The organism is Chryseobacterium nakagawai (assembly GCF_900637665.1).
GTDB lineage: Bacteria > Bacteroidota > Bacteroidia > Flavobacteriales > Weeksellaceae > Chryseobacterium > Chryseobacterium nakagawai.
In genome coordinates, this window is sequence record NZ_LR134386.1 from 3,989,149 (window position 1) to 4,012,570 (window position 23,422).

Annotated in this window: 24 protein-coding genes; 12 read left to right on the forward strand and 12 right to left on the reverse strand. The window is 34.4% G+C overall.

Features of this window, described 5'->3' with window-relative positions:
* Positions 1-119 precede the first annotated feature (119 nt).
* From EL260_RS18010 to EL260_RS18030, 5 genes are all read left to right on the forward strand, one after another.
* A complete protein-coding gene (locus EL260_RS18010) occupies positions 120-3,074 on the forward strand; it encodes a SusC/RagA family TonB-linked outer membrane protein (RefSeq protein ID WP_123856738.1) in 2,955 nt (984 codons plus the stop codon).
* Positions 3,075-3,082: 8 nt separating this feature from the next.
* Complete coding sequence (locus tag EL260_RS18015) at positions 3,083-4,549, forward strand: RagB/SusD family nutrient uptake outer membrane protein (RefSeq protein WP_123856740.1); 1,467 nt, start codon at positions 3,083-3,085, stop codon at positions 4,547-4,549.
* 387 nt (positions 4,550-4,936) lie between these two features.
* Entirely contained in the window at positions 4,937-5,221 is a 285-nt protein-coding gene (locus EL260_RS18020) for a hypothetical protein (protein WP_123856741.1), read from the forward strand.
* A 193-nt stretch (positions 5,222-5,414) separates the two neighbouring features.
* A complete protein-coding gene (gene bla / locus EL260_RS18025; protein WP_123856743.1) occupies positions 5,415-6,311 on the forward strand; it encodes a class A beta-lactamase in 897 nt (298 codons plus the stop codon).
* A gap of 4 nt (positions 6,312-6,315) precedes the next feature.
* Complete coding sequence (locus tag EL260_RS18030) at positions 6,316-7,353, forward strand: serine hydrolase domain-containing protein (RefSeq protein ID WP_123856745.1); 1,038 nt, start codon at positions 6,316-6,318, stop codon at positions 7,351-7,353.
* Between the two features lie 390 nt (positions 7,354-7,743).
* On the opposite strand, the gene EL260_RS18035 is transcribed toward EL260_RS18030, so the two are convergent.
* A complete protein-coding gene (locus EL260_RS18035; RefSeq protein WP_123856747.1) occupies positions 7,744-8,862 on the reverse strand; it encodes an acyltransferase family protein in 1,119 nt (372 codons plus the stop codon).
* Positions 8,863-9,041: 179 nt separating this feature from the next.
* On the opposite strand from EL260_RS18035, the gene EL260_RS18040 reads away from it, so the two are divergent.
* From EL260_RS18040 to EL260_RS18060, 5 genes are all read left to right on the forward strand, one after another.
* Positions 9,042-10,109: a sensor histidine kinase gene (locus EL260_RS18040; protein ID WP_228445524.1), complete on the forward strand. Its 1,068-nt coding sequence runs from the start codon at positions 9,042-9,044 to the stop codon at positions 10,107-10,109.
* Positions 10,102-10,797 (forward strand): LytR/AlgR family response regulator transcription factor, encoded by a 696-nt coding sequence (locus EL260_RS18045; protein WP_123856750.1) that lies wholly within the window; start codon positions 10,102-10,104, stop codon positions 10,795-10,797. Before EL260_RS18040 ends, EL260_RS18045 begins: the two co-directional genes overlap by 8 nt.
* A 384-nt stretch (positions 10,798-11,181) precedes the next feature.
* The gene (locus EL260_RS18050) at positions 11,182-11,742 is read left to right on the forward strand and encodes a hypothetical protein (protein WP_123856751.1); all 561 of its coding nucleotides are present in this window, start codon (positions 11,182-11,184) and stop codon (positions 11,740-11,742) included.
* Positions 11,743-11,822: 80 nt separating this feature from the next.
* Positions 11,823-12,530 carry an ABC transporter ATP-binding protein gene (locus EL260_RS18055; RefSeq protein WP_123856753.1) on the forward strand — a complete coding sequence of 236 codons (708 nt, stop codon included), beginning with the start codon at positions 11,823-11,825 and terminating at the stop codon, positions 12,528-12,530.
* A gap of 184 nt (positions 12,531-12,714) precedes the next feature.
* Positions 12,715-13,203 (forward strand): hypothetical protein, encoded by a 489-nt coding sequence (locus EL260_RS18060; RefSeq protein ID WP_123856755.1) that lies wholly within the window; start codon positions 12,715-12,717, stop codon positions 13,201-13,203.
* Between the two features lie 164 nt (positions 13,204-13,367).
* Here EL260_RS18060 and EL260_RS18065 read toward each other — a convergent pair whose 3' ends face one another.
* From EL260_RS18065 to EL260_RS18080, 4 genes are all read right to left on the reverse strand, one after another.
* Positions 13,368-14,168, reverse strand: coding sequence for a patatin-like phospholipase family protein (locus tag EL260_RS18065; RefSeq protein ID WP_123856757.1), 801 nt, complete (start codon positions 14,166-14,168; stop codon positions 13,368-13,370).
* Positions 14,169-14,610: 442 nt separating this feature from the next.
* Complete coding sequence (locus EL260_RS18070; RefSeq protein WP_123856759.1) at positions 14,611-15,213, reverse strand: hypothetical protein; 603 nt, start codon at positions 15,211-15,213, stop codon at positions 14,611-14,613.
* A 65-nt stretch (positions 15,214-15,278) separates the two neighbouring features.
* Positions 15,279-16,667: a dihydrolipoyl dehydrogenase gene (gene lpdA / locus EL260_RS18075; protein WP_123856761.1), complete on the reverse strand. Its 1,389-nt coding sequence runs from the start codon at positions 16,665-16,667 to the stop codon at positions 15,279-15,281.
* 227 nt (positions 16,668-16,894) lie between these two features.
* Positions 16,895-17,158 (reverse strand): hypothetical protein, encoded by a 264-nt coding sequence (locus tag EL260_RS18080; protein WP_228412764.1) that lies wholly within the window; start codon positions 17,156-17,158, stop codon positions 16,895-16,897.
* 399 nt (positions 17,159-17,557) lie between these two features.
* Between EL260_RS18080 and EL260_RS18085 the strand changes: the two genes are divergently transcribed.
* The gene (locus EL260_RS18085; protein ID WP_123856763.1) at positions 17,558-18,439 is read left to right on the forward strand and encodes a hypothetical protein; all 882 of its coding nucleotides are present in this window, start codon (positions 17,558-17,560) and stop codon (positions 18,437-18,439) included.
* 255 nt (positions 18,440-18,694) lie between these two features.
* Complete coding sequence (locus EL260_RS18090) at positions 18,695-19,069, forward strand: hypothetical protein (RefSeq protein WP_123856765.1); 375 nt, start codon at positions 18,695-18,697, stop codon at positions 19,067-19,069.
* Positions 19,070-19,087: 18 nt separating this feature from the next.
* Here EL260_RS18090 and EL260_RS18095 read toward each other — a convergent pair whose 3' ends face one another.
* The 7 genes from EL260_RS18095 to EL260_RS18125 all read right to left on the reverse strand — a co-directional run bounded on the left by EL260_RS18095 (position 19,088) and on the right by EL260_RS18125 (position 23,401).
* On the reverse strand, positions 19,088-19,987 hold the full coding sequence (locus EL260_RS18095; protein WP_123856767.1) for a TIGR01777 family oxidoreductase: 900 nt from the start codon (positions 19,985-19,987) through the stop codon (positions 19,088-19,090).
* 71 nt (positions 19,988-20,058) lie between these two features.
* Positions 20,059-20,763 (reverse strand): YqjF family protein, encoded by a 705-nt coding sequence (locus tag EL260_RS18100; RefSeq protein ID WP_123856769.1) that lies wholly within the window; start codon positions 20,761-20,763, stop codon positions 20,059-20,061.
* Positions 20,764-20,878: 115 nt separating this feature from the next.
* Positions 20,879-21,355 carry an SRPBCC family protein gene (locus tag EL260_RS18105; RefSeq protein WP_123856771.1) on the reverse strand — a complete coding sequence of 159 codons (477 nt, stop codon included), beginning with the start codon at positions 21,353-21,355 and terminating at the stop codon, positions 20,879-20,881.
* A 25-nt stretch (positions 21,356-21,380) separates the two neighbouring features.
* Positions 21,381-22,193, reverse strand: a complete 813-nt coding sequence (locus tag EL260_RS18110; RefSeq protein ID WP_123856773.1) for a DCC1-like thiol-disulfide oxidoreductase family protein — start codon at positions 22,191-22,193, stop codon at positions 21,381-21,383.
* A gap of 5 nt (positions 22,194-22,198) precedes the next feature.
* Entirely contained in the window at positions 22,199-22,570 is a 372-nt protein-coding gene (locus EL260_RS18115; RefSeq protein WP_123856775.1) for a hypothetical protein, read from the reverse strand.
* A gap of 77 nt (positions 22,571-22,647) precedes the next feature.
* Positions 22,648-23,049, reverse strand: coding sequence for a hypothetical protein (locus EL260_RS18120; RefSeq protein WP_123856777.1), 402 nt, complete (start codon positions 23,047-23,049; stop codon positions 22,648-22,650).
* A 7-nt stretch (positions 23,050-23,056) separates the two neighbouring features.
* Positions 23,057-23,401 carry a hypothetical protein gene (locus tag EL260_RS18125; protein WP_123856779.1) on the reverse strand — a complete coding sequence of 115 codons (345 nt, stop codon included), beginning with the start codon at positions 23,399-23,401 and terminating at the stop codon, positions 23,057-23,059.
* Positions 23,402-23,422 lie beyond the last annotated feature (21 nt).

Here is a 23,422-nt window from a genome sequence, read left to right on the forward strand (position 1 = left end):
TTTTAACATTTTCTTTCTGACACCTCCTTACCAAAGGGAGGCAGGGATTTATTTTTTCCTAATCGGGAAGATAAAACGTACTACAAATATTCAATTTTTTAAAACCTAAGATTAATATAATGAGAAAAAAACAATGCAAACTTGGTGTATTGGCCGTGCTCTTATTCGCAGAATATGGCTTTGCCCAAAAAAAAGACAGCCTTTCACAGGAGACTGCCATCAAAGAAGTGGTGGTAGTAGCCTTCGGAAAGCAAAAAAAGGAAGAAATTACAGGATCTGTACAGTCATTAAAGGCTAAAGATCTTGGTAATCTTCAAAACGGAAACGTTCTTCAGGGAATTGAAGGTAAAGTAGCAGGGGTACAAGTAATCTCTTCCGGACAACCCGGTTCCCAACCTACGATAAGAATGAGAGGAATTGGCTCTATTAACGCTTCCAGTGATCCTTTAATTGTATTGGACGGAATTCCTTACAGTGGCGACCTGAACAGTATTTCTTCAGCTGATATTGAGAGTATTTCTTTTCTGGAAGATGCGTCTTCCAACGCCTTATATGGTTCCAGAGGGGCCAATGGAGTTATTATCGTAAATACTAAAAGAGGTAAAAACAAGAAACTAAGTGTTGATCTTGATGTAAAGACCGGGGTTAACTTCAGATCTATTGAGGATTATTCGGTCTACACTTCACCGCAGGACTATTATACAGCGTACTATAACAGGGGAAGAATCGGAGAAATTGCAAGACAGAAGCAGCCGGGTGCCGTTCCCTCCACCACGACTCCCCATGCTGCAGGACTTTCAGGATTGAACGGGCTTGGATATAATGCTTACAATGTACCGTTTAGTCAACTGATTGCTCCGGACGGTTCTTTTAACCAAAATGCGAAGCTGCTGTATCAGGATAACTGGAAAAAACTTCTTTTCAGACCTGCTTTAAGAAGGGAAGCTACAGTTGGAATCAATGCCAGCGGTGACCAGGTAAAATCATATACGTCTTTAAACTATCTGGACGATAAGGGATATCTTATTTCGTCTGGTTTTGAAAGATTTGGGATCAGATCCAACGTAGACTACTCTATCACCCCAAAGTTAAGATTAACCACTGCGCTTTCTTATACTTACAGCAAGCAGAATTTCGGAGAAACGGGTGGATTTTCCAATCCGTTCCAGTTTGCGAGAAATATAGCTCCTTTCTACCCGGTTTTTCTTAGAAATGATCATTACCAGCAACTGTATGATAACCACGGAAATGCTTTGTATGATTATGGAGACGGACAGGGGCCAAACGGTGCTACAAGATCTTATGCTGTTTTTGAAAATCCGGTAGGAAATCTTCAGCAGGATAAATCTCAAAGGGTCAGCAATATCAGCAATATCAATCTGGGATTAAACTATGAAATCATCAAAGGCCTGGATTTCACTTACAGTTTTGGGGCTTATCTTGAAAATTTGAGAAACCTTCAGTTTGGAAATACATTTGGAGGAACTTCTTCCTCTGTAGGGGGCAATATTTCTCAAGAATCTATATTCAACTATACCCTGAATCATCAGCAATTGCTTACCTATCAAAAGAAATTCGATAAACATAACTTCAATATTCTTGTGGGTCATGAATTGAATAAAACAAAGAACGAAGGGTTTTCCGGAACGAAACAACAACTTTTATTACCTGAATCATGGGCTTTTGATAATGCCGTAAAAATCACAGATCTGTCTGGAAACGGATATGAATATGCGGTAGAAGGTTATTTCTCCAGATTATTATATAACTATGATGGTAAATATTTTTTTAATGCCAATGTACGTAGAGACGGTTCTTCAGTCTTCGCTCCGGAAAGCAGATGGGGTACATTTTATGGATTAGGAGCCGCATGGAATGTAGCCAAAGAAGACTTCCTTAAAGACAACAAGGTGATTAATGCATTGAAACTAAAGGTCTCTTATGGACAACAGGGAAATGACAATATCCTTCTGAACAGCACTACCAGAGATTATTATGCTTATCAGGACATCTATGGAATTAATGATTTTGGAGATGGAAAACCTGTACTTACTTTAAAAAAACAAGGAAACAGGGACTTAAAATGGGAAACTTCCAAAAACCTGAATGCCGGTTTTGAGCTCTCTCTACTCGACAATAAAGTGAATCTAAATGCTGATTACTTTGAGAGAAAGGTATCTGATATGATCTATACGCTTCCTTTAGCAATATCCAACTCAGGTTCGTATGTAAAGTATGGAAATATTGGAGACATGTACAACAAAGGGATACAGGCCAATATCAGTGTGGATATTCTCCGGACAGAAGATCTTCAGTGGAATTTTTATGCTAACGCTACTCATTATAAAAACAAGATCACCAAGTTACCGGAACAGCAAAGAGCTACAGGTCTGGTTTCAGGATTGTTTGTTCTTGCGGAAGGTGGTGACCGGTATACCTATTATTTGAAAGAATTTGCTGGAGTAAACCCTGAAAACGGAGATGCATTATGGTATAAAAACACCATAAACCCAACCACTCAGCAGGTAGAAAAAACGGTTACCAATAATTATAAAGAAGCCAGTGACTACAATACCGGAAAATCAGCAATTCCAAAGGTATATGGTGGATTTGGAACGGATATTACCTATAAAAGAGTAAATCTTTCTGTTAATTTCGCTTATCAGTTTGGCGGATACGGATATGATGACATCTACAGATCTTTATTCCATTCTGACACTTACGGCTCTAACTACACTACTGATCTTGATAAAACATGGACTCCGGAAAACCCGACGGCAGCCCTGCCACGTGTAGACCTGACTTCTACCAACCAGAACGGGCATTCTACGTTGTACCTGGTTAAGTCTGATTATATCAGTCTTCAGGATGTAACATTATCATACCAGTTATCTGATGATTTTACAAAGCAGATCGGTTTATCAGCATTAAAAATCTATGCTACCGGAAACAACCTGTATCTATGGTCCAAGAGAAAAGGATATGATCCGAGGGCCTCATTAACAGGAGTTTCTGACGCTTACAAATACTCTTTATTATCCAGTGTTTCACTAGGTTTTAAACTAACATTTTAAAAGAAATTATGAAAACAATAAAATACTTTATATCAGCATTAGCCGTAACCCTCATTACGACGGGCTGTGCTAATGATCTTAATACTTTACCGGAGGGCGATATTTCCGGTGAGCAATTGAATGAGGATCAGTCAAAGCCTGAAAAGATTCTTGGCGGAATCTATCTTGACCTTCGCAGTAATGGTGCAGGGGGAAACATTGGGTCTCACTCAGACTTCGGAATCATGGGAATAAAAGCAGGTGCAGATTTAATGTCAAATGACGTGATACAGGCAAAAAATCAGCATTTGGGAATGTTTTATAATTATGAAGCTACCAATGCCAGTAATTTGGCTTCAGAAATTGTATGGACCACTTTTTATGCAAGAATATTCATTATCAATAAACTTCTTAGTGATTTAAAAGCAGATGCAAGTCCTAAAAATCAAGCGATTAAAGGACAACTGCTTGCGTTAAGAGCTTATTCTTACTTTCATCTGATCCGTTTTTATGCCAATGATTATAAAGGGCATCAGTCTGATCCGGGGCTTCCATTGGTACTTACCACGGATAATCCCAGCCAGGGACGTCCAAGATCAACGGTAGAACAAGTATATTCACAGATTGGTCAGGATATTGAAGAATCTATTGTTCTTTTGGAGAGCTTTGCCCGTCCATCCAGAGCCCAGATTGATCAGAGAACAGCTAAAGCTATTGCTGCCGATATATTCCTTCAAATTGGAGATTACGCCAAAGCCGTAAAATATGCCGCAGATGGTAAACAAGGGATTGCCCTGATGACAGAAAACGATTATACTACTACCGGGTTTTCCAATATCAGCAATTCTGAGGTAATCTGGGGATTCCATAATACAATTTCTACCATGAGTATCGGAAATTATTATGCTTCTTTCTTCTCTATGTTTGATAATACCAATGAAGGATATGCAGGAGCTGCCCAGATTTATAAGCTTATTGACAAACGTTTGTACGATGCTATTCCGGATACTGATTACCGTAAAAAAGTATTCAATGGAAGCCAGCCTGCCAAGTATACCTTTAACGGAAAGACTAAAAACTATCCTGCCTATGTAAGCTGGAAATTTAAAGATCCAAGCATGTTTGAAGGTGATTATATCTACATCAGAGCCTCTTCTTTATATTATATTGAGGCGGAAGCTCTTGCAAGGCAAGGAAGAGAAGCGGAAGCAAAGCAAGTATTATTTGAAATTGCATCCAAAAGAGACAAAGCCTATACGCTGTCTATCAAAACAGGAGCCGATCTGATTAATGAAATTATCCTTCAAAAAAGAATTGAACTTTGGGGTGAAGGCTACGCCTGGTTTGATATGAAGAGATTGAATACTCCTTTAGAAAGAATATATACAGGAACCAACCATACTTTTGGAAGATTTAACCTCACACCGGATAAATTTAAATTCCAAATCCCGAATAAAGAGATTAATAATAACCCTCAAATCAAACAAAATGACTAGATAAGGAACAAAACAATTTTAATATATTTCAAGTAAGACACCATTTTCAGTAAATGGTGTCTTTTTATTATAAAGCTTCATAATACCCTATAAACAGATCTCTTAGACAAGAGACTAAAATTATAAGAGTGTTCAAAAATTTACATTGATTTAAAAACAAAAAAATAGCACCACTAATATTAACGATGCTATTCATACAAGTTGATAATCAATAGAAATAAATCTTTTCTTCTTATTTATTTTTGTTAATTTCTTATACTTTTTGGTTCAGTTATTCTATCTTTTGCTGCTTATTTTCCATGACAAGATCTTTGACACCTCTGATCTTTGACTGTAATTATAATAAATCTTATATCATAAAAATATAAACATTTGTTTAATGGATTTATGGTTTCAATCATCATCCTTATCAAGGTAACGGCTAATATCTCTAAAAATTATGTAAACAGGAATGAATATTTTAATAAATTTAAAATAAAAACAATGAAACAACTTTTGGTATCAATAGCCATCGCAATGGTATTTACTTCTTTTCATTCCTATACCATATATGAATTGAGAAATATTTTACAAACAGATCCGCCTCCCAAAGATAAAGATCAATGGAGAACAAACACCCCAAATCAGTGCAGCAAAACAGATCCGCCTCCCAAAAATGGTGGTCAGTGGTAATTTTTTAATACAACAGGAGTATCAAAATAAAAAATCTCAGAATTAATATTCCGGAATTACTGTTACATTCATTTTGGGTTCCCTTTTTTAAAGGAATTTCTGATGAATAAAAATATTGAAATCAAACGGAGAAAGAGATACAGGAAATACATATATTTGGGAACCAAAGATCCATTCAAATAAACACCATCTAATGAAATTAAAAAAAATTATTCCTACTCTGTTTATCGTATTCTTAAGCCTTCCGCTTTTTTCACAGAACCATACAAATTCTGAATTAAAAAAAGCAATTGAAACCATTCTTGCCCATAAAAAAGCAGACGTAGGAGTTTCTATTGTCACAGCAGGAATCCCAAAAAAGGAAGTAATCCAAATCAATGGCAATAAGCCACTTCCCATGTTAAGCACCTTCAAATTTCCTGTAGCTTTAGCTGTTCTTCATAAAGTGGAAAAAGGTGAACTTTCTTTACAACAGAAAATTTATATCAAAAAAGAAGAGCTTTTGGAGGATACTTATAGTCCATTTAAAGACAAATATCCGGACGGAAATATAGAGCTTAGTCTGGAAGACTGCATACAGTGGATGGTCGTCTACAGCGATAATAATTTGACAGATATTCTGCTAAGACTAATCGGAGGTCCTGATTATGTTCAGCAATTCATTAACAGCAAGAATATTGTCATCAAAAATGATGAAGAAGGTATGCATAAGGACTGGGATTCCCAATTCATCAATACCATCACTCCTAACGAAGCTACCTGGCTTCTGGAACAATTCTACACCGGGAAAATATTAAATAAAGAACATACAAAATGGCTATATACAGCCATGCTGAATAATGCGACAGGAGCCAAAAGGCTTAAAGGGAAGTTACCCAAGGATGTTAAAGTAGCCCACCGCACCGGAACCTCATTCACCAATAAAGCAGGAATGACAGGTGCCGTTAATGATTATGGAATTATTGAACTCTCAGATAAAAAGAGAATATATATTGCTGTTCTTGTACATGATACTTATGAGACATTTGAAAACTCAGAGGCGATTATTGCCGATATTGCCAAAGCAGCCTATAATCACTACAAAAAATAAATCCATGACCAAGACAAAATTATTTATCACTTTTGCGGTTTCCGTACTGCTGTCTGTTAATGCAAAGGCACAGAAAAAAACTTCCTATTCAAAAAAAATTGACAGTATCATGACGACTTCTGCCCCATTGAAATTCAATGGAGTGGTTTTGGTTTCTCAAAATGGTAAAACAAAATATTTGAAGGCCCATGGATATAAAGATTTCGAAAAAAAAATTGCTTTAAAGGTTGATGACCAGTTTGAAATCATGTCAAATTCAAAACAAGTCACTGCCGTTCTGATTTTGCAGGCTGCTGAACAGGGAAAGCTTGATCTTCAGACTCCCATAAAAAAATATCTTCCAACCCTTACACAATCCTGGGCAGATAGCGTCACTATACACCATCTTTTGAATCATACTCATGGTATTATAGACAGGGAAAAACCAACTGCATTTAAAGCCGGATCACAGTTTAAATATGGGAATCTATCTTATATGCTTCTTGGAGAAATTCTTCAAAACACCACCGGAAAAAGCTTTACAGAACAAGCAAACTCCCTTTTCAAAAAGCTGAAGATGGAGAAAACGTTTGTCTATAACAGTAAAAACAATCAGGCCTTGGTTCCGGGCTATAGAAGTGAAAATAATCAATTTGAAAAAGTAGAAAAATCATTTTTAAATGATGAAATTGCTCCCGCAGCAGGAATTGTTTCTACTGTAGAGGATCTTGCAAAATGGGATCAGGCATTATTTAAAGGAAAACTTCTTTCCCCAAAATTTCAAAAACTGATCCTCACTCCTTCTACTTCTTCTCAACATAATGTTTTTGGAAAAGAAAGTATGGGATTTGGCTATAATATCAGATTCATCAAAGAGGCTGGGCTCAATTATTATGCAGTGACGGGACTTGGTGATGGCTTTACATGTCTGAATGTGTACTTTCCGTCTACAGATACAAGTCTGGTTATTCTTGAAAACCAAATGCCTCAAAACAGTGAACATTGGAGCTTTCAGGAAGCTGCTATTAAAAATACTGTACTAAAAAGTATGACATCAAAATAATTCCTGAACATAGTATAAACAACATATAAAATCAACGGCAGCTTCTAAAATAGAAGCTGCCGTTGATTTTGATAGATTTTATTCTCTAGAATATTTTTACATTCACCTGTTTTATTTACAAAAATATTTCCCCCTGCTTTTTTGTATCTTTTCAAAATATTCCTGAAAAAAATGGGACTATTTTTCATTGTTTTGATCACAATCGCATTGATCATCTTCTTTATATCCAGATTAAAAATTTCAAAGCTACACAAAGTTTTGTGGTCCGCAGTTACCATCCTTATTGCTTTCTCTCTCATCATTTATTTGTTTATCAAAGGTTTTGAAAGAGGAAGAGATCCACAACCTGCAACAGAAGAGCTCCACCAATCGATAAAATAAGTGCACCGGTTATTTCTCCTTGTTTAAAACCCTGTATTTAATACCTGCAAAAGGTTTTTCAATGAAGATTCTGTACACTAAACCACCCGAAAGACAAACCAATACACAAACCAACAAACATATACTATCTGAAGTTTCGAGATCGAAATGTTCAAAAAGAATCTGAACCAAATGAATAATTCCCTTATGAGAAAGGTAAACTGTATATGACAAAGCTGCCAGTTCCGCAGTAATATAGGATTTCCTATTTGAAAAGAATGACGATGCTGAAACAGCTGATAAAACAATAAAACCATAGCTTATGGCCACCAGAGTAAACCCAAACACTGACGCTTCTTTTGAGGCCTGTTCATTACATATCCAAAATGAAAATCCCAACAACCCTATCCCAATAAGAAATAGCCTGTTTCCATTTTGGTGAACCATCCTTTTAAAACCGGAAAAATACTGCATACAATAGCTAATAAGAACTCCGGTTCCAAGACCATCTAATCTTGTATGGGTTGGGTAATATATTTTCATATACCAGGAACGCCAGAATTCCAGAGAACCAGGATCCGTATCGGCTATACAAATATTCCAGGTTACCAGTCTCATGATGAGAGAAAACATGATAAAAAGAATAATTAAAACAGTAAAATATTTAAATAATTTTGAGGGCATTATAACCAAAAGAAACAAGGGAAGAATAAGGTAAAACTGTTCTTCAATACATAAAGACCATGCATGAGAAAATGCCCCCTGGCTGATTACATCCAATCTATAATTCTGGGTGAAGGTTACAAACTTCCATAAAGGAGGTAAAGCTTCCCGCTCCCTGAAAAAAGGGATGGTAAAATACAGAAAAAGAGTAAAAAAATAAGCCGGAACAATCCTAAAAAAACGTTTAATATAAAAGGTCTTTAAGCTTATTGTTCCTTTTTCATTCATCTCTTTAAACAATTGTCCTGAAATCAGGAAACCACTCAACACAAAGAAGAGATCAACTCCGGTCCAGCCAAATCTCCCTATAGTATCAATCCATTCAGGATGCTTAAATGCCCGATAATGAAACAGTAAAACCATTACAATAGCTAATGCCCTCAGATGATCTAATCCGTAAAGCCTTTCTGATCGTTCTCTTGTCATATTTTTTGATGCAAATCTTGCTAAAAACAAGACTCCTTTTAAACAGAAGGTTCAGAAAACAGGCATTTCAATGCCAATAGCAAAATAGGTCGTCTGAATTTTAAACAATGCTGTTGATCTTTATTTTATGGGATTTGACATCAATTCGGCAAACCATGTCTTAAGATTTTTTATTTTTGATGATGATGAAAACCAGAGCAACCGTGTATAACCTACAAAATATATACTTCCAGTTATTTTTCTGGATCGCTTTGTTTTTGTTTGGGATAGCAAGAGCCTATGATGATTACAACGGAGAAATATTTAAACAATTGGTGATTTATAATTTTTGTCATTGGATCTTTCAGATTCTGGCAGCCAATTTTATCTATTATATCCTGATCCGCCATTTCTTTGACCGAAAAAAATATATTGAATTCACATTCTGCCTGATCCTGGGTTTATACTTTATTTCGGTAGCCAACAGAATCTTTATTGTGGATATTGCTGAGCCTTTTTTCAGCAATGAACCCAAAGACAGTCTGAGCAGCATTTTTACTGATATCCGGTATCTTTTGTTTCATTATACATTTCCCATCATCAGTGGAGCATTTATCTTTATTTCCATCATGTTTTTTATGCGGTATAAAGATGAAAAAGAAAATACCATCCAACTGGAAAAGGAAAAAACCGAACTGGAATTGAAATCTTTGAAATCCCAGCTTAACCCTCATTTTCTGTTTAACACACTGAATAATATTTATTCACTTTCTATCAGTAATTCAGATAAAACATCCCAATCCATCAGCCAGCTCTCAGATATTCTGGATTATCTTCTGTACAAAGGACAGAAAAAATGGGTTTCTGTTGCTGATGAACTGAATATTATTGACAATTATATTGCACTGGAAAGCCTGCGCTATGCTGACGAAAGATTAAAAATAACTAAGAAAATAACATTAACATCGGTGAATTTCATTCCACCATTACTCTACTTAACCTTAGTAGAAAATGCCTTTAAACACGGTGCCGGAAAAAGCTCTGAACAAACGGAAATCAAAATAGAATTGGAAACGAATACCCAACATTCTGTTTTCAGAATTGAAAATACCTATGATGGCATTTCAGATCCTAATGAAAAAGGAATCGGGATTCGGAATATTAATCAACAGTTGGAGCTTCACTATCAGAAACATTTCACCTTCCGTATTTCCCGGGAAAACAATATTTTTAACGTTGAAATAATCACTCCTTCACAATATGATTAACTGTATCATTGTAGATGACGAACCTTTAGCTGCCAGGTTGCTGGAAAACCATATTTCCAAAATCGATCATTTGAAACTGAAAGCCAAGGCAGAGAATGCCCTGGAAGCTTATAAACTTCTTCAAAATCAGGCTATAGACCTGATGTTTCTTGATATTCAGATGCCTCACTTCAACGGAATTGATTTTTTAAAATCTCTTTCACAAAAACCTAAAACAATTTTTACAACCGCATACCGTGACTTTGCCATTGAAGGATTTGAACTGGAAGCCGTAGACTATCTGTTGAAGCCTATCACTTTTGAACGTTTTTTCAAATCTGTAGAACGGGTGTTGAGAAATATCAATGATTCAAAAGATGATTTTATCATTCTTAAAACAGAAGGGATGCATCGAAAGTTATCCCTTGCAGACATTATTTATATTGAAAGCCAGGGAAATGACATCAAAATAACTTTATCTACAAACGAATCCCTGATCTCAAAAAATAAAATAACGGATCTGGAACTTCTTTTAGCATCAAAAGGGTTTATAAGAATTCACCGGTCATTTATTATCAATACTGGCTTCGTCACTGCTTTTAACAATCATGAACTTCATCTTGGAACCTATCAGATTCCTATAGGAAGAAGCTACAGACAGGAATTTGATAATTTCATGTTAACATTCTCAAAAAACAGACTTTTATAACTGTTTATTAATAACTTATAGATTGATTCTTTATACATTCTTTTCATTTTCCTATGCCCCAATTAGCATTTTAACATTTATTTCAAATTTTTTTTAAGACCACTCCTTTAGAACACCCATTTCTACGCTGTTTTTCAACCTATTACATGTTTCTGATTCTTCAAATTGAAGATAAGTATTTTGTGGATATATTTTTTATAATAAAGAAACAAAATACTGTATTACAAAAAGTTACATACAACCAAAAGCTCCCGTCCCTATCTGTCCATTTCTTATGGATATTAAAAAAAAGTATTACTTTTGCCTGAGCGAATAAAATTGCTTTTTAGCCGTTTTATTTGTAAATTTATGTGCACCAATTTATAAAACATTAAAATTCATTCCATGAGAAAAATAATTCTACTTATTACATGTATGTTCGGTATTTCAGTTTTCTCTCAGATTAAAGTGTTGAAAAATGAAAGTTTGGTGGAAATCGGCAAAGATAATTCTGTTGGTTTATATAAAAAAGAAGACAAATATACTGTCAATTATCAGGATCTGAATACCAGCAACCTGAACACAATCCGAGCTTTTTCATTCCAAAATCTGAACGGGGACGTTTCAGGACTCTATAAACTCATTATGGATGGCTTTATCTCTAATCCTGAAGAAAATATTGTATTGGAACTTCCCAATGATATCATCGAGCTGCATTACGAAAAAAACTATGGCCAGCCTACTGTACAGTTTATCCAATACATCAATAAAAACAGAAAATATGTGGGTAAATCACAGTTTTTAACTCAAAAACAGGTTGATAAAGTATTTGGAAGAACAAACGGTAAATACGCTATGTATGATAAAGCTTCCATCATTAATCAGGAAGGGGTTAAAAAAGGAGGAGCAAGTTCCGCTTCTACTACAACTCCGGCTACCGGAGCTAAGAAAAAAACAAAAAAATAATTTTAATTTATAAATATTGCGAAACTCATTCCATCGAATGAGTTTTTTTATTTTATTTTTGCAGAAAGACATTAAAAATTATGCCGCTTCAGATAAACAATTTAACTAAAAAATTTGGTGAGCAGACTGCTTTAAATACTATCAATATTTCTATTGATAAAAATGAGATCATCGGTCTTCTCGGTCCTAACGGTGCCGGAAAATCCACCCTGATGAAATCTATTGTAGGGGCACTAAAAATTGATGAAGGGGAAATTATCTTTAATGGCCACAACATTACCGAGCACGAGATTGAAAGCAAGAAGAAAATTGGCTTTCTCCCGGAAAACAATCCACTGTATCTGGAGATGTATGTAAAAGAATATCTTCAATTCGTAGCCAATATCCACAAAATATCTGAATCTAAGGTAGATGAAGTTATTGAACTGGTAGGAATTACCCCGGAAAAATCCAAAAGAATCGGGCAGCTTTCAAAAGGTTACAAGCAGCGTGTAGGATTAGCTCAGGCAATTATTCATCAACCGGATTTATTAATTTTGGATGAGCCTACCAATGGACTTGATCCTAACCAGATTCTGGAAATCAGAAATGTGATAAAAGAAATTGGGCAACAAAAAACGGTTTTACTTTCTACACACATCATGCAGGAGGTAGAAGCGCTTTGTTCAAGAGTGATTCTTATTCATAAAGGAAATATTCTTCAGGATTGCCCTATTGACGAATTTAAAGGGAAATTTGACAGTCTGGAAGAGGCTTTTGCGAGCTATACTGCGGTTCAGAAAAATTAAGATTTGCTTGATATGGATAAATTCAAATCTCAAATTAAAAATATATTGTTGAGATTCCTATGAAATGAAAAAGATGGTAAGTAAAACTATGTTTTACATTCCTTAGGAATCTTAGTTTTTTTAATAATGCATTGAAGGATTTCTTTCTTCATTGAGAGGTACAGCCTATTAAAAAGCATAAACAATGGCTTCATATTTGATGATGTTTGAACAGTTAACCAATAACCATTATAATATGATTAAGTACTTCTTATTAGGAGCTTTTTCTTTAGCTCAGTTCTCTTTTGTTTCTGCTAAAGAAACTCCTGAATTTTCAAAAAGCAACACCCTTACCTATCATGCTTTCCAACAGGTTCCAAAAACCGTGATTATTAAAACTAAAAAATTTAAGATCAGAATTGATAAGCAGCCTAATGGTAAATACTTGTACCAATCCTGGAATGCTAATGCAAAAATTACTGCTAAACCCAGCATGATTATTAGTGATGGTGAGCTGATTCCTGATGGCAGCGGAGGCAACTATTATTTCAACTTTAATAATGATGGCCACAGCTATCAGGTATGGAGAAACTATCTGACTAACTCTGCAAAAAAAGCCCCTTATACCCTGGTAGTTTATGATTCTAATGACCAGGAGGTCGTACGTCAGGATGCACAGGTAGTTAAAAATTAATATAAATTGAATTCCAGCAGGAAGCTGAAGGAGAAAAGTTGGAAATTTTTGTAAAATTAATTTCCAAAAGTCTTAAATCATCTGAATTTTGCCCATAGCTCAATTTAGAATACCTTAAACAAATGCATTTCTCTTCCAGCATCCTGCTTTTTTATTATAGAATGTTATGTTCCGGCTTGTCTTAATTCCGTAAGAAAACGGCTGTCATTATAGCTTTCTTTAGCTGCATTATATCCAATATCAAAAATTTGTTCAAGGCGGTCTTTTCCGCGTTCAAAAGTTCCATAAGTAGATAGTTTTTGAGAAGAAATAAACCAGTCACAGTAATCAAATTTCACTTTCTCTATTCTATAGGAAAGAAGATCATAAGAACGGGAGACAATAGCTTTAATTGAATTTAGATCTTTGATTTTAGCATCATTGGGAGGAGAAACAAATACTCCAATAAGTTTATCACAATCATCTCTGATAATATCTGCCGGAAAATTGTTCAACACTCCCCCATCACAATACATTTCGTCACCAATAATATAAGGTGTAGTAATTCCGGGGATAGAACATGATGCAATAATGGCGTCCACCACTTCAAAATCCTTATCAAAAATCTTCTGGGTTCCGGAAACCAATTCAGTGGCTACAATTTTCACTTCAATATCAAGGTCATCCAATTTCATATCACTAAAAATAGGCTTAAGATAGTTTCTGAAAATAATAGAGGAAACCAATCCTGGCTGATTGAATGCAAAATGTTTCCAGTTAAAAAAATAAACGGAATTGAAAAATTCCAGAATTTCTTCAGGAGTCTTTCCTACCGCATGAAGGCACCCTACAATAGACCCTGCACTGCAACAGGAAAGAATGTCTATGTCTACGTTTTTTTCCTTCAAGAATTTTAATACCCCCGCATGGGCGATGCCTTTGGTACCGCCTCCTGACAAAACCAATCCTGTTTTCTCAAAATTCATTGAATAAATGTAAGAAAACACCTTGATATAATCTGATTAATTTTTATAAATATGCGATTTTAAAATTATTTTAACACATAATTCAGCCATTGATTAATTTTCTTCTCTTTTCTTTCCCTCAAAATAGATTCAGCTTGAAAATTATGACAATCCATTCAAGGCCCATTTCCAAATGACAATTATACATTTACAATTAAAAATAAAAAAAGTTATCTATTGATGGTATCTTAAAAGAGGTTGAGTTGATGATGAAGTAAATACGAAATACCTTTATTCTAATGGGTAAATAAAAACCTCACAGGTTTAGGTTTGATTTATGCTCAATGTAAGCTTACTCTTTACAGAACAAATTGAGCAATGTCTTTAATATATTGGAAAAGAAAAACCACAGCAAAATTGCTGTAGTTTTTAGTGGCTAAATTAATTTCAACGTATTAATATTCTATTGGTTGTTATATAACTCCAGGACTTTTATAATATCTTCATCCTTCTTAGATTTATCAACTAACCTCACAAGATCCTGATGATCTTGTAATTTTTCTTTGAGATTATTTTTAATACCAGGGTTAAAAAAGCCTGATTCATTAATCACTTTTCCATCAGCCTTATTAATGAGAAAGTCTGTTTTATTCATTTTATAACCCGTTAATCCTATATAAAAGTAATCTCTATACCAACTTAGTTTCCCTTGAAATAATATTTCTATAAGACCAAAATCATATTTAGTAAGACGAAGTGACGTTGAAGAAGTGAACTTTCTCACTACATTCTGAGGGTCTGTAACTTCCATATAGTCGATATCAAATTCACTTATTACAGTCTTGTTCCCTAAAGAATCCAACATATTTACCTGTTTGATATAAGTAGCAGGAGAAAATTTTTTATTCGTAAAAATACCAATATTCTGAACTCTTGTTTTAATAGTATCAGTAGAGTTTTTTAACACATATTTTACGGGAAAATGATTTTCTTTATACTGAAAATGATTCTGAGAAAACACAGAAATAAAACAGAATAAAGAAAATAAAAATGTAATTTTTTTCATTTAGAATCCATTAAAAAAGCTCAGAAAAATCTGAGCTTTTGTTATATAAATTTCTGTATTTCAGATTAGATGTGGATCACTTCTCCATAAGCAGCAGCTGCTGCTTCCATGATCGCTTCAGAAACAGTTGGGTGTGGGTGGATCGATTTGATGATCTCGTGACCTGTAGTTTCTAATTTTCTAGCAACTACTGCTTCAGCAACCATATCAGTTACTCCTTCCCCAATCATGTGACATCCTAACCACTCCCCATATTTAGCATCAAAGATTACTTTGATAAATCCGTCTGTATTTCCGTTAGCTGTAGCTTTACCACTTGCAGAAAGAGGGAATTTACCCACTTTGATTTCATATCCTTTTTCTTTAGCCTGCTTTTCAGTAAGACCTACAGAAGCTACTTCAGGATGACAGTAAGTACATCCAGGGATATTGCCATAGTCAATTTTCTCAACGTTCATCCCTTTGATTTTCTCTACACAAGTAATTCCTTCTGCAGAAGCAACGTGAGCCAATGCCTGAGTTGGGATGATATCACCGATTGCATAGTACCCTGGTGCTGAAGTTTCATACCATTCGTTTACTAAAACTCTCCCTTTATCTGTCTGGATACCTACTTCTTCTAAACCGATGTTTTCGATATTAGCAGCAATACCTACAGCAGATAATAACACATCAGCTTCAAGGGTAATGTTTCCATTAGCCGTTTTAACATTCGCTTTTACGCCTTCTCCTGTTGTATCTACGCTCTCTACAGAAGCGTTGGTCATAATTTCGATTCCTGATTTTTTCAGAGATTTCTCTAAGTGTTTAGAGATTTCTTCATCTTCTACAGGAACAATGTTTGGCATAAATTCAACAACCGTCACTTTAGTTCCCATTGTATTATAGAAGTCAGCAAATTCTACCCCAATAGCTCCAGAACCTACAACGATCATAGATTTTGGCTGCTCAGGAAGAGATAATGCCTGTCTGTATCCAATTACTTTTTTACCATCTTGCGGTAAGTTTGGTAATTCTCTTGAACGAGCTCCTGTAGCAATGATAATGTGGTTACCAGTATATTCTACTACTTTACCGTCTTTATCTGTTACAGAAACCTTTTTACCTTTCTGTACTTTTGCAGTACCAAGAATTACGTCAATCTTGTTCTTTTTCATTAAGAACTCGATTCCTTTGCTCATTTTGCTGGCAACACCACGGCTTCTCTGAATCACATTCGGGAATTCGAAGCTTGCTTCTACTTTATTTAATCCGTAATCTTCAGCATGGTTGATATAATGAAAAACCTGAGCAGATTTCAATAAAGCTTTGGTTGGAATACATCCCCAGTTAAGGCAAATTCCTCCTAAGTTTTCTTTCTCGATAATTGCGGTTTTGAAACCCAATTGCGCTGCTCTGATCGCAGTAACATATCCACCAGGACCACTTCCAATGACAATAATATCGTAATTCATTACTTTAAAAATTTTTATGCGAATTTAAGGAAAAATATTGGATGTTTCACGTTTCTTCAAATTGATCTTAAAATCCATCAATAAGCCATTTTCGTTCAATTTTAAATAAAAAAAGAGAACACAAAAAGCATTCTCTTTCAACAAAAATTATTGTTACATGTAAACTTCGTAAAATTTCCTTTATAGAATTTTACTCATCAAATTTTAATAAGTGCAAGAAATTCGTATTATTTCGCTTGTCTAAGCAATCGTTTTTCAGCCTCGTATCTTTTATTTAAAGCCTTCATCTGATCTCTCTTCATCTGTTTGGTAGCCAATGGATGGTTCAGGATCAGTTTCTTTTCTGTATTGTATTTTTTATCCAATTCCTGTCTCTTAAGATTGACTAATTCACTCTTTGAGGGATGTGGAGGAACGGGCGGATGCTTTTGTCCAAAAACATTCATAGATAAGCCTAATAAGAACAGGGTTGAGATCAATAACTTTTTCATGATGTTTATATTTTTAAATGAATTAATACATATTAATTTATTCAGGTTTATACTATAAAACTGCATATATCGTACCAATATTTTATTGTAAATGCATTATACCTAAATACCAACCTGCTTCCAAGCAATTATATATATCACAAGCAAACTAATCATATTTTAACATTTCGTTAAAAAAATAAAAACCTCAACAAATATCACAAGATATATTATTTTCATAGCAAAAAACAATAACACACACTAATCATGCAAGTTGCCATTAAAAACAATCCATTATTTCACAATTTAAAAATATCACATAAAAGAGATTTGTATTAAAATAATCTTAAAATTCATTAACAAAGCACCCAATAATAATTATTTTTCTATATTTTTGCCAAAACATTTAAAAAAAGCAACATGAGAAAATATATTTTATTTTTTTTATTCTGTGCAGTAACCCTAAACGCACAGGTTGGTATTAACACCACAACTCCCAATAGTACTTTAGCGATTAACGGATCTTTAAGAGCCGGCTATAAGGAAGTATCAACAACTACTTACTCTATTTTAGCTACTGACCATTACATTACTTACAATGGAACAGCCAATACTACATTTACCCTACCGGTTATTGGAACCGGAACGACAAGTTATACGGGAAGAATTTACAAGATCAAGAATATCTCCTCTTCTTCTATTACTTTACAGGCATCAAGTGGTAACACCCTAAGAATTGATAATACACCTGTTACTTCTTTTGTCATTCCTTTAGGAGCCTATGCTGAAGTGGTAAACAATGGCAATTCCACAGGTGGAACCTGGGATTTATCTTTCACCGTACTCCCTAAACCAAGTAATGTGGAAATTTATGGAGCACAGTTATCTATTCCTCCTCATGGAGGTGGAAGTGGGGCCATTGCTGACTGGACTAACCATACCGTTACGACGTATGATACAGGGACTGGAACTGACAGATGGTGGGTAATCAGTAAAACTTCAATCAACAATGCCCATACTGCTGCATATTCCAATGCAAGTAGAATGACCATTGTTTATGAATATCAGGGAACACCATTTAATGTAACAAATATGTATCCTACTTTAACAGCAGGAAATAATTCAAGTTTTCCCGATGTATTTACAGCATCATTTGTAAGTCTTGCCAATGATGGTACTGCTGGGAGAACAAGATTGACCGTATCTGTTGCCCGTATTGACTTTATTGGAACCAATGGAGCTAACAACAGTAACTGGACCGGGACTTTCCTACTGAACTTATTATTGGCAAGAAAATATTAAAAATACGGTAAAGACACTCTCGTAAAACCTGAGAGGTTGTCACCCGAAATCTATATATACTCCTTCAATGCTACTATTGAAGGAGTTTTTATTTTTGAAAATGGACAATGAAATTTTTAAATTAAAAACGAAAGACATCATAGGAGAAAAATCAGGGTTTTAATGTTTTTATGATGATTTCATCTATGCTACGATTCTGATTATGAAGTATTTTTTATACCTTTAAGTATCATTTAACCCTATTCAAAAACAATAATGAAAAAAAATACGCTAACCAAAGACAATCTCTGGATGAAAGAACCGGAAGACCACGATTTTCCTGCTGCACTTGATTATCTAGAGCTGCTCTTTACTCCTGATGAAGCACAGAAAATTGTTGAAAGTTTAAAAGAGGCAAAAACGATTACTAAAAAATCTAAGGATATTCTTCGTGCCAGTAAGCTAGCTTTGCTTCCAGATACCAATATTCATGTTAAAGAGAATCTGAAAAAGGTAGAAAAGAATAAAAAACTGTCTCCCATTCTTCTGGTAAGAGGCCAGCACGAACTTATTATTGCTGATGGCTATCATCGTTTGTGTTGCAGTTATTACCTTACAGAAGATCTGGAAGTTCCGTGCAGGCTGGTATAGCATATATTGTGATAGAGGTTAAGCTTTTAGTAATTTAAGAATAGCCTCATCAAAAGTTGGGTAAGAAAACTGAAAACCGCTTTCAATGAGTTTTGCAGGGTAAACATTACGGCTTTTCAACAAGAGTTCAGTTTCAGTTTTCAAAAATATGGAGGCGATCTCCAACTGCCATACCGGAGCATTTAACCCAAATGGAGCTCTGATTTCTTTTCTTAGTTTTTTCATCATGGCTTCATTAGATAATGGAGCGGGAGCTGTTATGTTCATAGAACCTTCCATATTCTTATGCTGAATAACCCAGTCTATAGCCCTGCAGAAATCATCAATATGAATCCAGCTTACCATCTGATTTCCTCTTCCCTGTTTTCCACCCATTCCTAATTTTGTTATCATTTTCAGTTTTGGAAATGCTCCCCCGTTATTTCCCAATACAATGGAAGTACGAAGTGTAACTTTTCTTATACCTTCATTTTGGATTCTAAAAAATTCGCTTTCCCAGCTTTTACAGATATTCATTGAAAAGTCATCACCGATAATTCCGTTGTCCTCTGTATTCAAGTGTTTTTCTGAATGCACATAAATGGTAGCAGAACTTGCATTCAGCCAAATTTTTGGAGAAACAGAACAACGATTAACAGCTTCTTGTAATATTCTTGTACTGTCAATTCTTGATCCATAAATTTCTGCTTTATTCTTTTCATCATAACGGCAATCCACGGATTTCCCTGTAAGATTGATCAGTACATCTGCTTCTTCAAGAATATTCTTCCATTCTCCTATTGTTTTCGCATTCCAATAAATTTCATTTTTACGAGTAGGCTTACGAGTCAGAATGTAGACTTGATCTCCTTTTTCTGTAAAATATTTTTCTAAGTTTTTACCAAGAAATCCGGTTCCGGCGGCGATGATTATTTTCATTTTTTTGAAGTTTAGGAAAGTGAGTTATTTGAAGTGTAACTTTTGGAGTGTGGGTTGTGATCTGGAGTATTTTAGATGATGTATTTTTTTGTTTTCACTTCTATTTCTGAACCTTCAGCCAGCATTACCGAAATAGGCTCCTGATGATTAAGACATTGAAAGTCTTTTCCGTAAATCTTTTGAAAATCGATTTCCAATTGATAATCTTTTACCTGATAACAGTCCCATTTTGGGTGACAAACTTCATATTCTGAGGTTTTATCTTCTTTTTTGGTAAAACCATAATAATGTTCCGTAATGAACTCAAATTCTGAATTTGCTTCCATGGGTTGTGCCTTATTTTCTGCTGTAATCTGAATAGAATTCCACTTTTTGTCTTTCCATGAATACCGGATCAGCAGTTCATCTTCTTGTTGATGAATTTCGTTTTTCATTGGCATTGTATGGTAGTTTTCTTTATAAATAGAATTGGCTACAAAACTTAAAGCCGGCTTAGGAACAATTTCTTTGATAAAAACTACTCCTCTTTTCCATTCTCCATTTTCATATTTCCTGACATAAAATCTGAGATTTACTTCTTCAAAATTACGATGAAAAGGAATAGGTAAACCCAATAATTTCGTATTTAAAAACATAAAGCCAACTAGGCTTACATAACATTTGCCTTTATAGAAATCGAGTTCTGTACCTTCCGGTAGGTATTTTAATAATACCTCCGGATCGATTTCGTAATTGATGATGGCTAATTTTCGCCATTCTGCTTTTAAAAAATTCATAATGTGAGTGGTTTATGGGTTGATGATGGCTGTTGTTTGTTGTATGATTAATCGAATTTTATTCTATCCTGGGATTAAATCTAAATCGTCACTTAGTGGTTGGATAGTGTTGTCGTTAGTGTTCTGATTTTGAGTATGGGTTTACTGATTCTGCAGTTATTTTTATTAATTGGTTTCTTTCCAGAAGGAATTTTTTGAGATAATTTTTAAGAAATAACTTATTGAACATTTTTCCTATTATTCCTAATGGAGATTCGAAATCAAAAATATCAGTCATCCGTGTTTTTCCATCTACTGTTTTAAAAATATGCTGGTGGTGCAATGATTTAAAGGCTCCTTTCTGCATTTTATCAGTAAACTGATTAGGCTTTTCCATGCTGATAATTTTTGTGGTGAGGGTTTGATATATCCCTAAATGTTTTGCTCTCCAGGTTACCGTTTCGTTTTCCTCAATCAAACCGGATGTGCGTCCTGCGATAGCTTTTTCATAAGTTCGCGAAGTTGACTCTTGGTGCAGATCTATATTTCTTGCTAAATCAAAAACGGTTTCAATATCAGCATCAATCAGAGTTTCTAAATAAATTCTAGACATATCAAAAGGGTTTATTTTATAATTTTTAAAGAGTAGTCAAAATGATGATGACGAGTACTGTTACCCTAAACAGTATCCATGAAATACTAGGAATGTAGTTTAGTTTTAAGACCCTGCATCTTCTCAAATGCTCCAAAAACATGATGATTACAACAATTCCGAAATAAATGAGGTAAAAATCCGGGGTAATGTTCACAAATAAAACTGGAATCAAGAGAAGTGTCCCTATTAAAGAAACGGTCATCATACTGCCTAGGTAATCCCAAATCTTATCTTTTAAATACCTCTTTAGAAATAGGGTCTGCCAAAGCACCTGTCCTAAACATACAGCTAATTCTCTTAAGAAATTAGGCGTTACATTACCCCCAAGCTTTCCTGAATATAAACTTAAAACATAAGCTGAAAAGAACATTACAAAAGCGATATAAATCAGCCTATATTTCAGATTAAAATCAGGTATACAAGATTGTTCTGTATTATCTTTTTTAGATGGAATAATCTGTTTTCGGTTATAGGAAACAAAGGAATATACTTTTTTAAAGAACCAATACAAAGGTTGTATTCTGGCTATTCTTTCTAATAATGGAAATGAGCTTCCAATGATTAGCAACAAACTATCTAAGCCATAAACTACTCTATTCTTATCATGATCTACCAAGGCAATTTCGTTTTTTGCCCGATGAAAATCCACAAGATCTTTATTTCTGACTGATATTTCCGTAAAAGCTTCTCTTCCGTTTTCATCCAGCATACCATATTTTGTAAAGCCTTTGGAATACATTGCACATATAGGACATTCATTGTCGTAAATCAAGGTGTGGTTTTTGAGCGTTTTCATGACATTTATTTTAAAGATTTATACAGATTATGGCTTTCGATAACATATAATAATGCCACAAAAGGACTATAGAAAAAGGCTGCCATTACAATACATCCGGGAATAGCTGTAATTTTATAATCAATCTCGCTTGTTCTCAGTATTAATATCATTATGATAGAAATCCATACAGGCAGTATTGCCATTCCATAGATCAGAAAGAGCGGCGATATTTTGACTTTAATAAAAGTTTTAACTAGAAAACTGATTAACTGAGGAATTCCTACAATAAAGTAAAATAATATCCATCCGTCCCAACCTTTAATGATAGTAGCTAGAGCTCCAATGATAATGAAGAAGAGCTGTATATAAATGTCATATTTTATAAACTTTTTCATCGTATTTATTTTAAAGGTTGAGAAAGTCTCCTCGGGTTCGTTTGTGTTTTGATCTGAAAGTAAAATACATCCAAATCTTAAATATCAATGTTTTCATTTTTGATATGGTTTTCTTTATTCAATGCATGTTTACGTCCTTTTAGGAACAATAATAGATTTAAAAGCATCATTATTCCAAGATAAATGGAAAAGCCGCCAATCTTTTTACTCAGCGCTACAACCAATCTTTCAATACTTTCAATTTGAAAAAACTCGATAATACACAACGCAAATCCGATATTCAGAAGGTAAAACCCGATCTTAAAAAGGGAGTTGGTTGCCATAGCGATGTCTTTTTTCTGGTGAAAAATATCAACCATAAATGCCTTAGAATTCTTGAACAGAAACTGAGATACCAAAACTGTAAGGATAATTACAATAGGTAAATAGATCATGTAAGCGGAAAAATTATACGAGGTGGTTAAAACAGTAAGTATCATAATAATATTATTTAAAGGTTAGTTTTTTTCTCAAAAAATAAAGGGTAAAAATGTTCATATAGTGCAATCCACATAATATCAAGACAATACTTCCAATGCGTATCGCTGTTATTCTTATCATCTCATCTATATTCTCTATCTTTTCCCAACTGGTAAAGCTTACAGCGATGTATCCTAAATTCAATAAATAATAACAACCAAGAAGAATTCTATTGATAGTCAGACAGAGAGTTTCATCATGAAGCAAATATTTCAGATAGGCTTTTCCTGCCTGATAACATCTTCTTCCTACGTCAATTGTAATGTAGAAACTGATGCTAAGGAAAACCAGATATGAAATAATATTGAACATTTTAAAAATATTATATTTTCA

Coding starts and splice junctions, on each gene's coding strand:
- EL260_RS18020 (WP_123856741.1), top strand. CDS start 4,937: ATGGTTTCAATCATCATCCTTATCAAGGTAACGGCTAATATCTCTAAA.
- EL260_RS18110 (WP_123856773.1), bottom strand. CDS start 22,193: ATGAAAACGCTCAAAAACCACACCTTGATTTACGACAATGAATGTCCT.
- EL260_RS18065 (WP_123856757.1), bottom strand. CDS start 14,168: ATGAATTTTGAGAAAACAGGATTGGTTTTGTCAGGAGGCGGTACCAAA.
- lpdA (WP_123856761.1), bottom strand. CDS start 16,667: ATGAATTACGATATTATTGTCATTGGAAGTGGTCCTGGTGGATATGTT.
- EL260_RS18120 (WP_123856777.1), bottom strand. CDS start 23,049: ATGATACTTACTGTTTTAACCACCTCGTATAATTTTTCCGCTTACATG.
- EL260_RS18100 (WP_123856769.1), bottom strand. CDS start 20,763: ATGAATTTTTTAAAAGCAGAATGGCGAAAATTAGCCATCATCAATTAC.
- EL260_RS18085 (WP_123856763.1), top strand. CDS start 17,558: ATGAGAAAATATATTTTATTTTTTTTATTCTGTGCAGTAACCCTAAAC.
- EL260_RS18010 (WP_123856738.1), top strand. CDS start 120: ATGAGAAAAAAACAATGCAAACTTGGTGTATTGGCCGTGCTCTTATTC.
- EL260_RS18015 (WP_123856740.1), top strand. CDS start 3,083: ATGAAAACAATAAAATACTTTATATCAGCATTAGCCGTAACCCTCATT.
- EL260_RS18040 (WP_228445524.1), top strand. CDS start 9,042: ATGATGATGAAAACCAGAGCAACCGTGTATAACCTACAAAATATATAC.
- EL260_RS18055 (WP_123856753.1), top strand. CDS start 11,823: ATGCCGCTTCAGATAAACAATTTAACTAAAAAATTTGGTGAGCAGACT.
- EL260_RS18125 (WP_123856779.1), bottom strand. CDS start 23,401: ATGTTCAATATTATTTCATATCTGGTTTTCCTTAGCATCAGTTTCTAC.
- EL260_RS18050 (WP_123856751.1), top strand. CDS start 11,182: ATGAGAAAAATAATTCTACTTATTACATGTATGTTCGGTATTTCAGTT.
- EL260_RS18045 (WP_123856750.1), top strand. CDS start 10,102: ATGATTAACTGTATCATTGTAGATGACGAACCTTTAGCTGCCAGGTTG.
- EL260_RS18070 (WP_123856759.1), bottom strand. CDS start 15,213: ATGAAAAAAATTACATTTTTATTTTCTTTATTCTGTTTTATTTCTGTG.
- EL260_RS18115 (WP_123856775.1), bottom strand. CDS start 22,570: ATGAAAAAGTTTATAAAATATGACATTTATATACAGCTCTTCTTCATT.
- EL260_RS18090 (WP_123856765.1), top strand. CDS start 18,695: ATGAAAAAAAATACGCTAACCAAAGACAATCTCTGGATGAAAGAACCG.
- bla (WP_123856743.1), top strand. CDS start 5,415: ATGAAATTAAAAAAAATTATTCCTACTCTGTTTATCGTATTCTTAAGC.
- EL260_RS18080 (WP_228412764.1), bottom strand. CDS start 17,158: ATGAAAAAGTTATTGATCTCAACCCTGTTCTTATTAGGCTTATCTATG.
- EL260_RS18035 (WP_123856747.1), bottom strand. CDS start 8,862: ATGACAAGAGAACGATCAGAAAGGCTTTACGGATTAGATCATCTGAGG.
- EL260_RS18105 (WP_123856771.1), bottom strand. CDS start 21,355: ATGTCTAGAATTTATTTAGAAACTCTGATTGATGCTGATATTGAAACC.
- EL260_RS18030 (WP_123856745.1), top strand. CDS start 6,316: ATGACCAAGACAAAATTATTTATCACTTTTGCGGTTTCCGTACTGCTG.
- EL260_RS18095 (WP_123856767.1), bottom strand. CDS start 19,987: ATGAAAATAATCATCGCCGCCGGAACCGGATTTCTTGGTAAAAACTTA.
- EL260_RS18060 (WP_123856755.1), top strand. CDS start 12,715: ATGGCTTCATATTTGATGATGTTTGAACAGTTAACCAATAACCATTAT.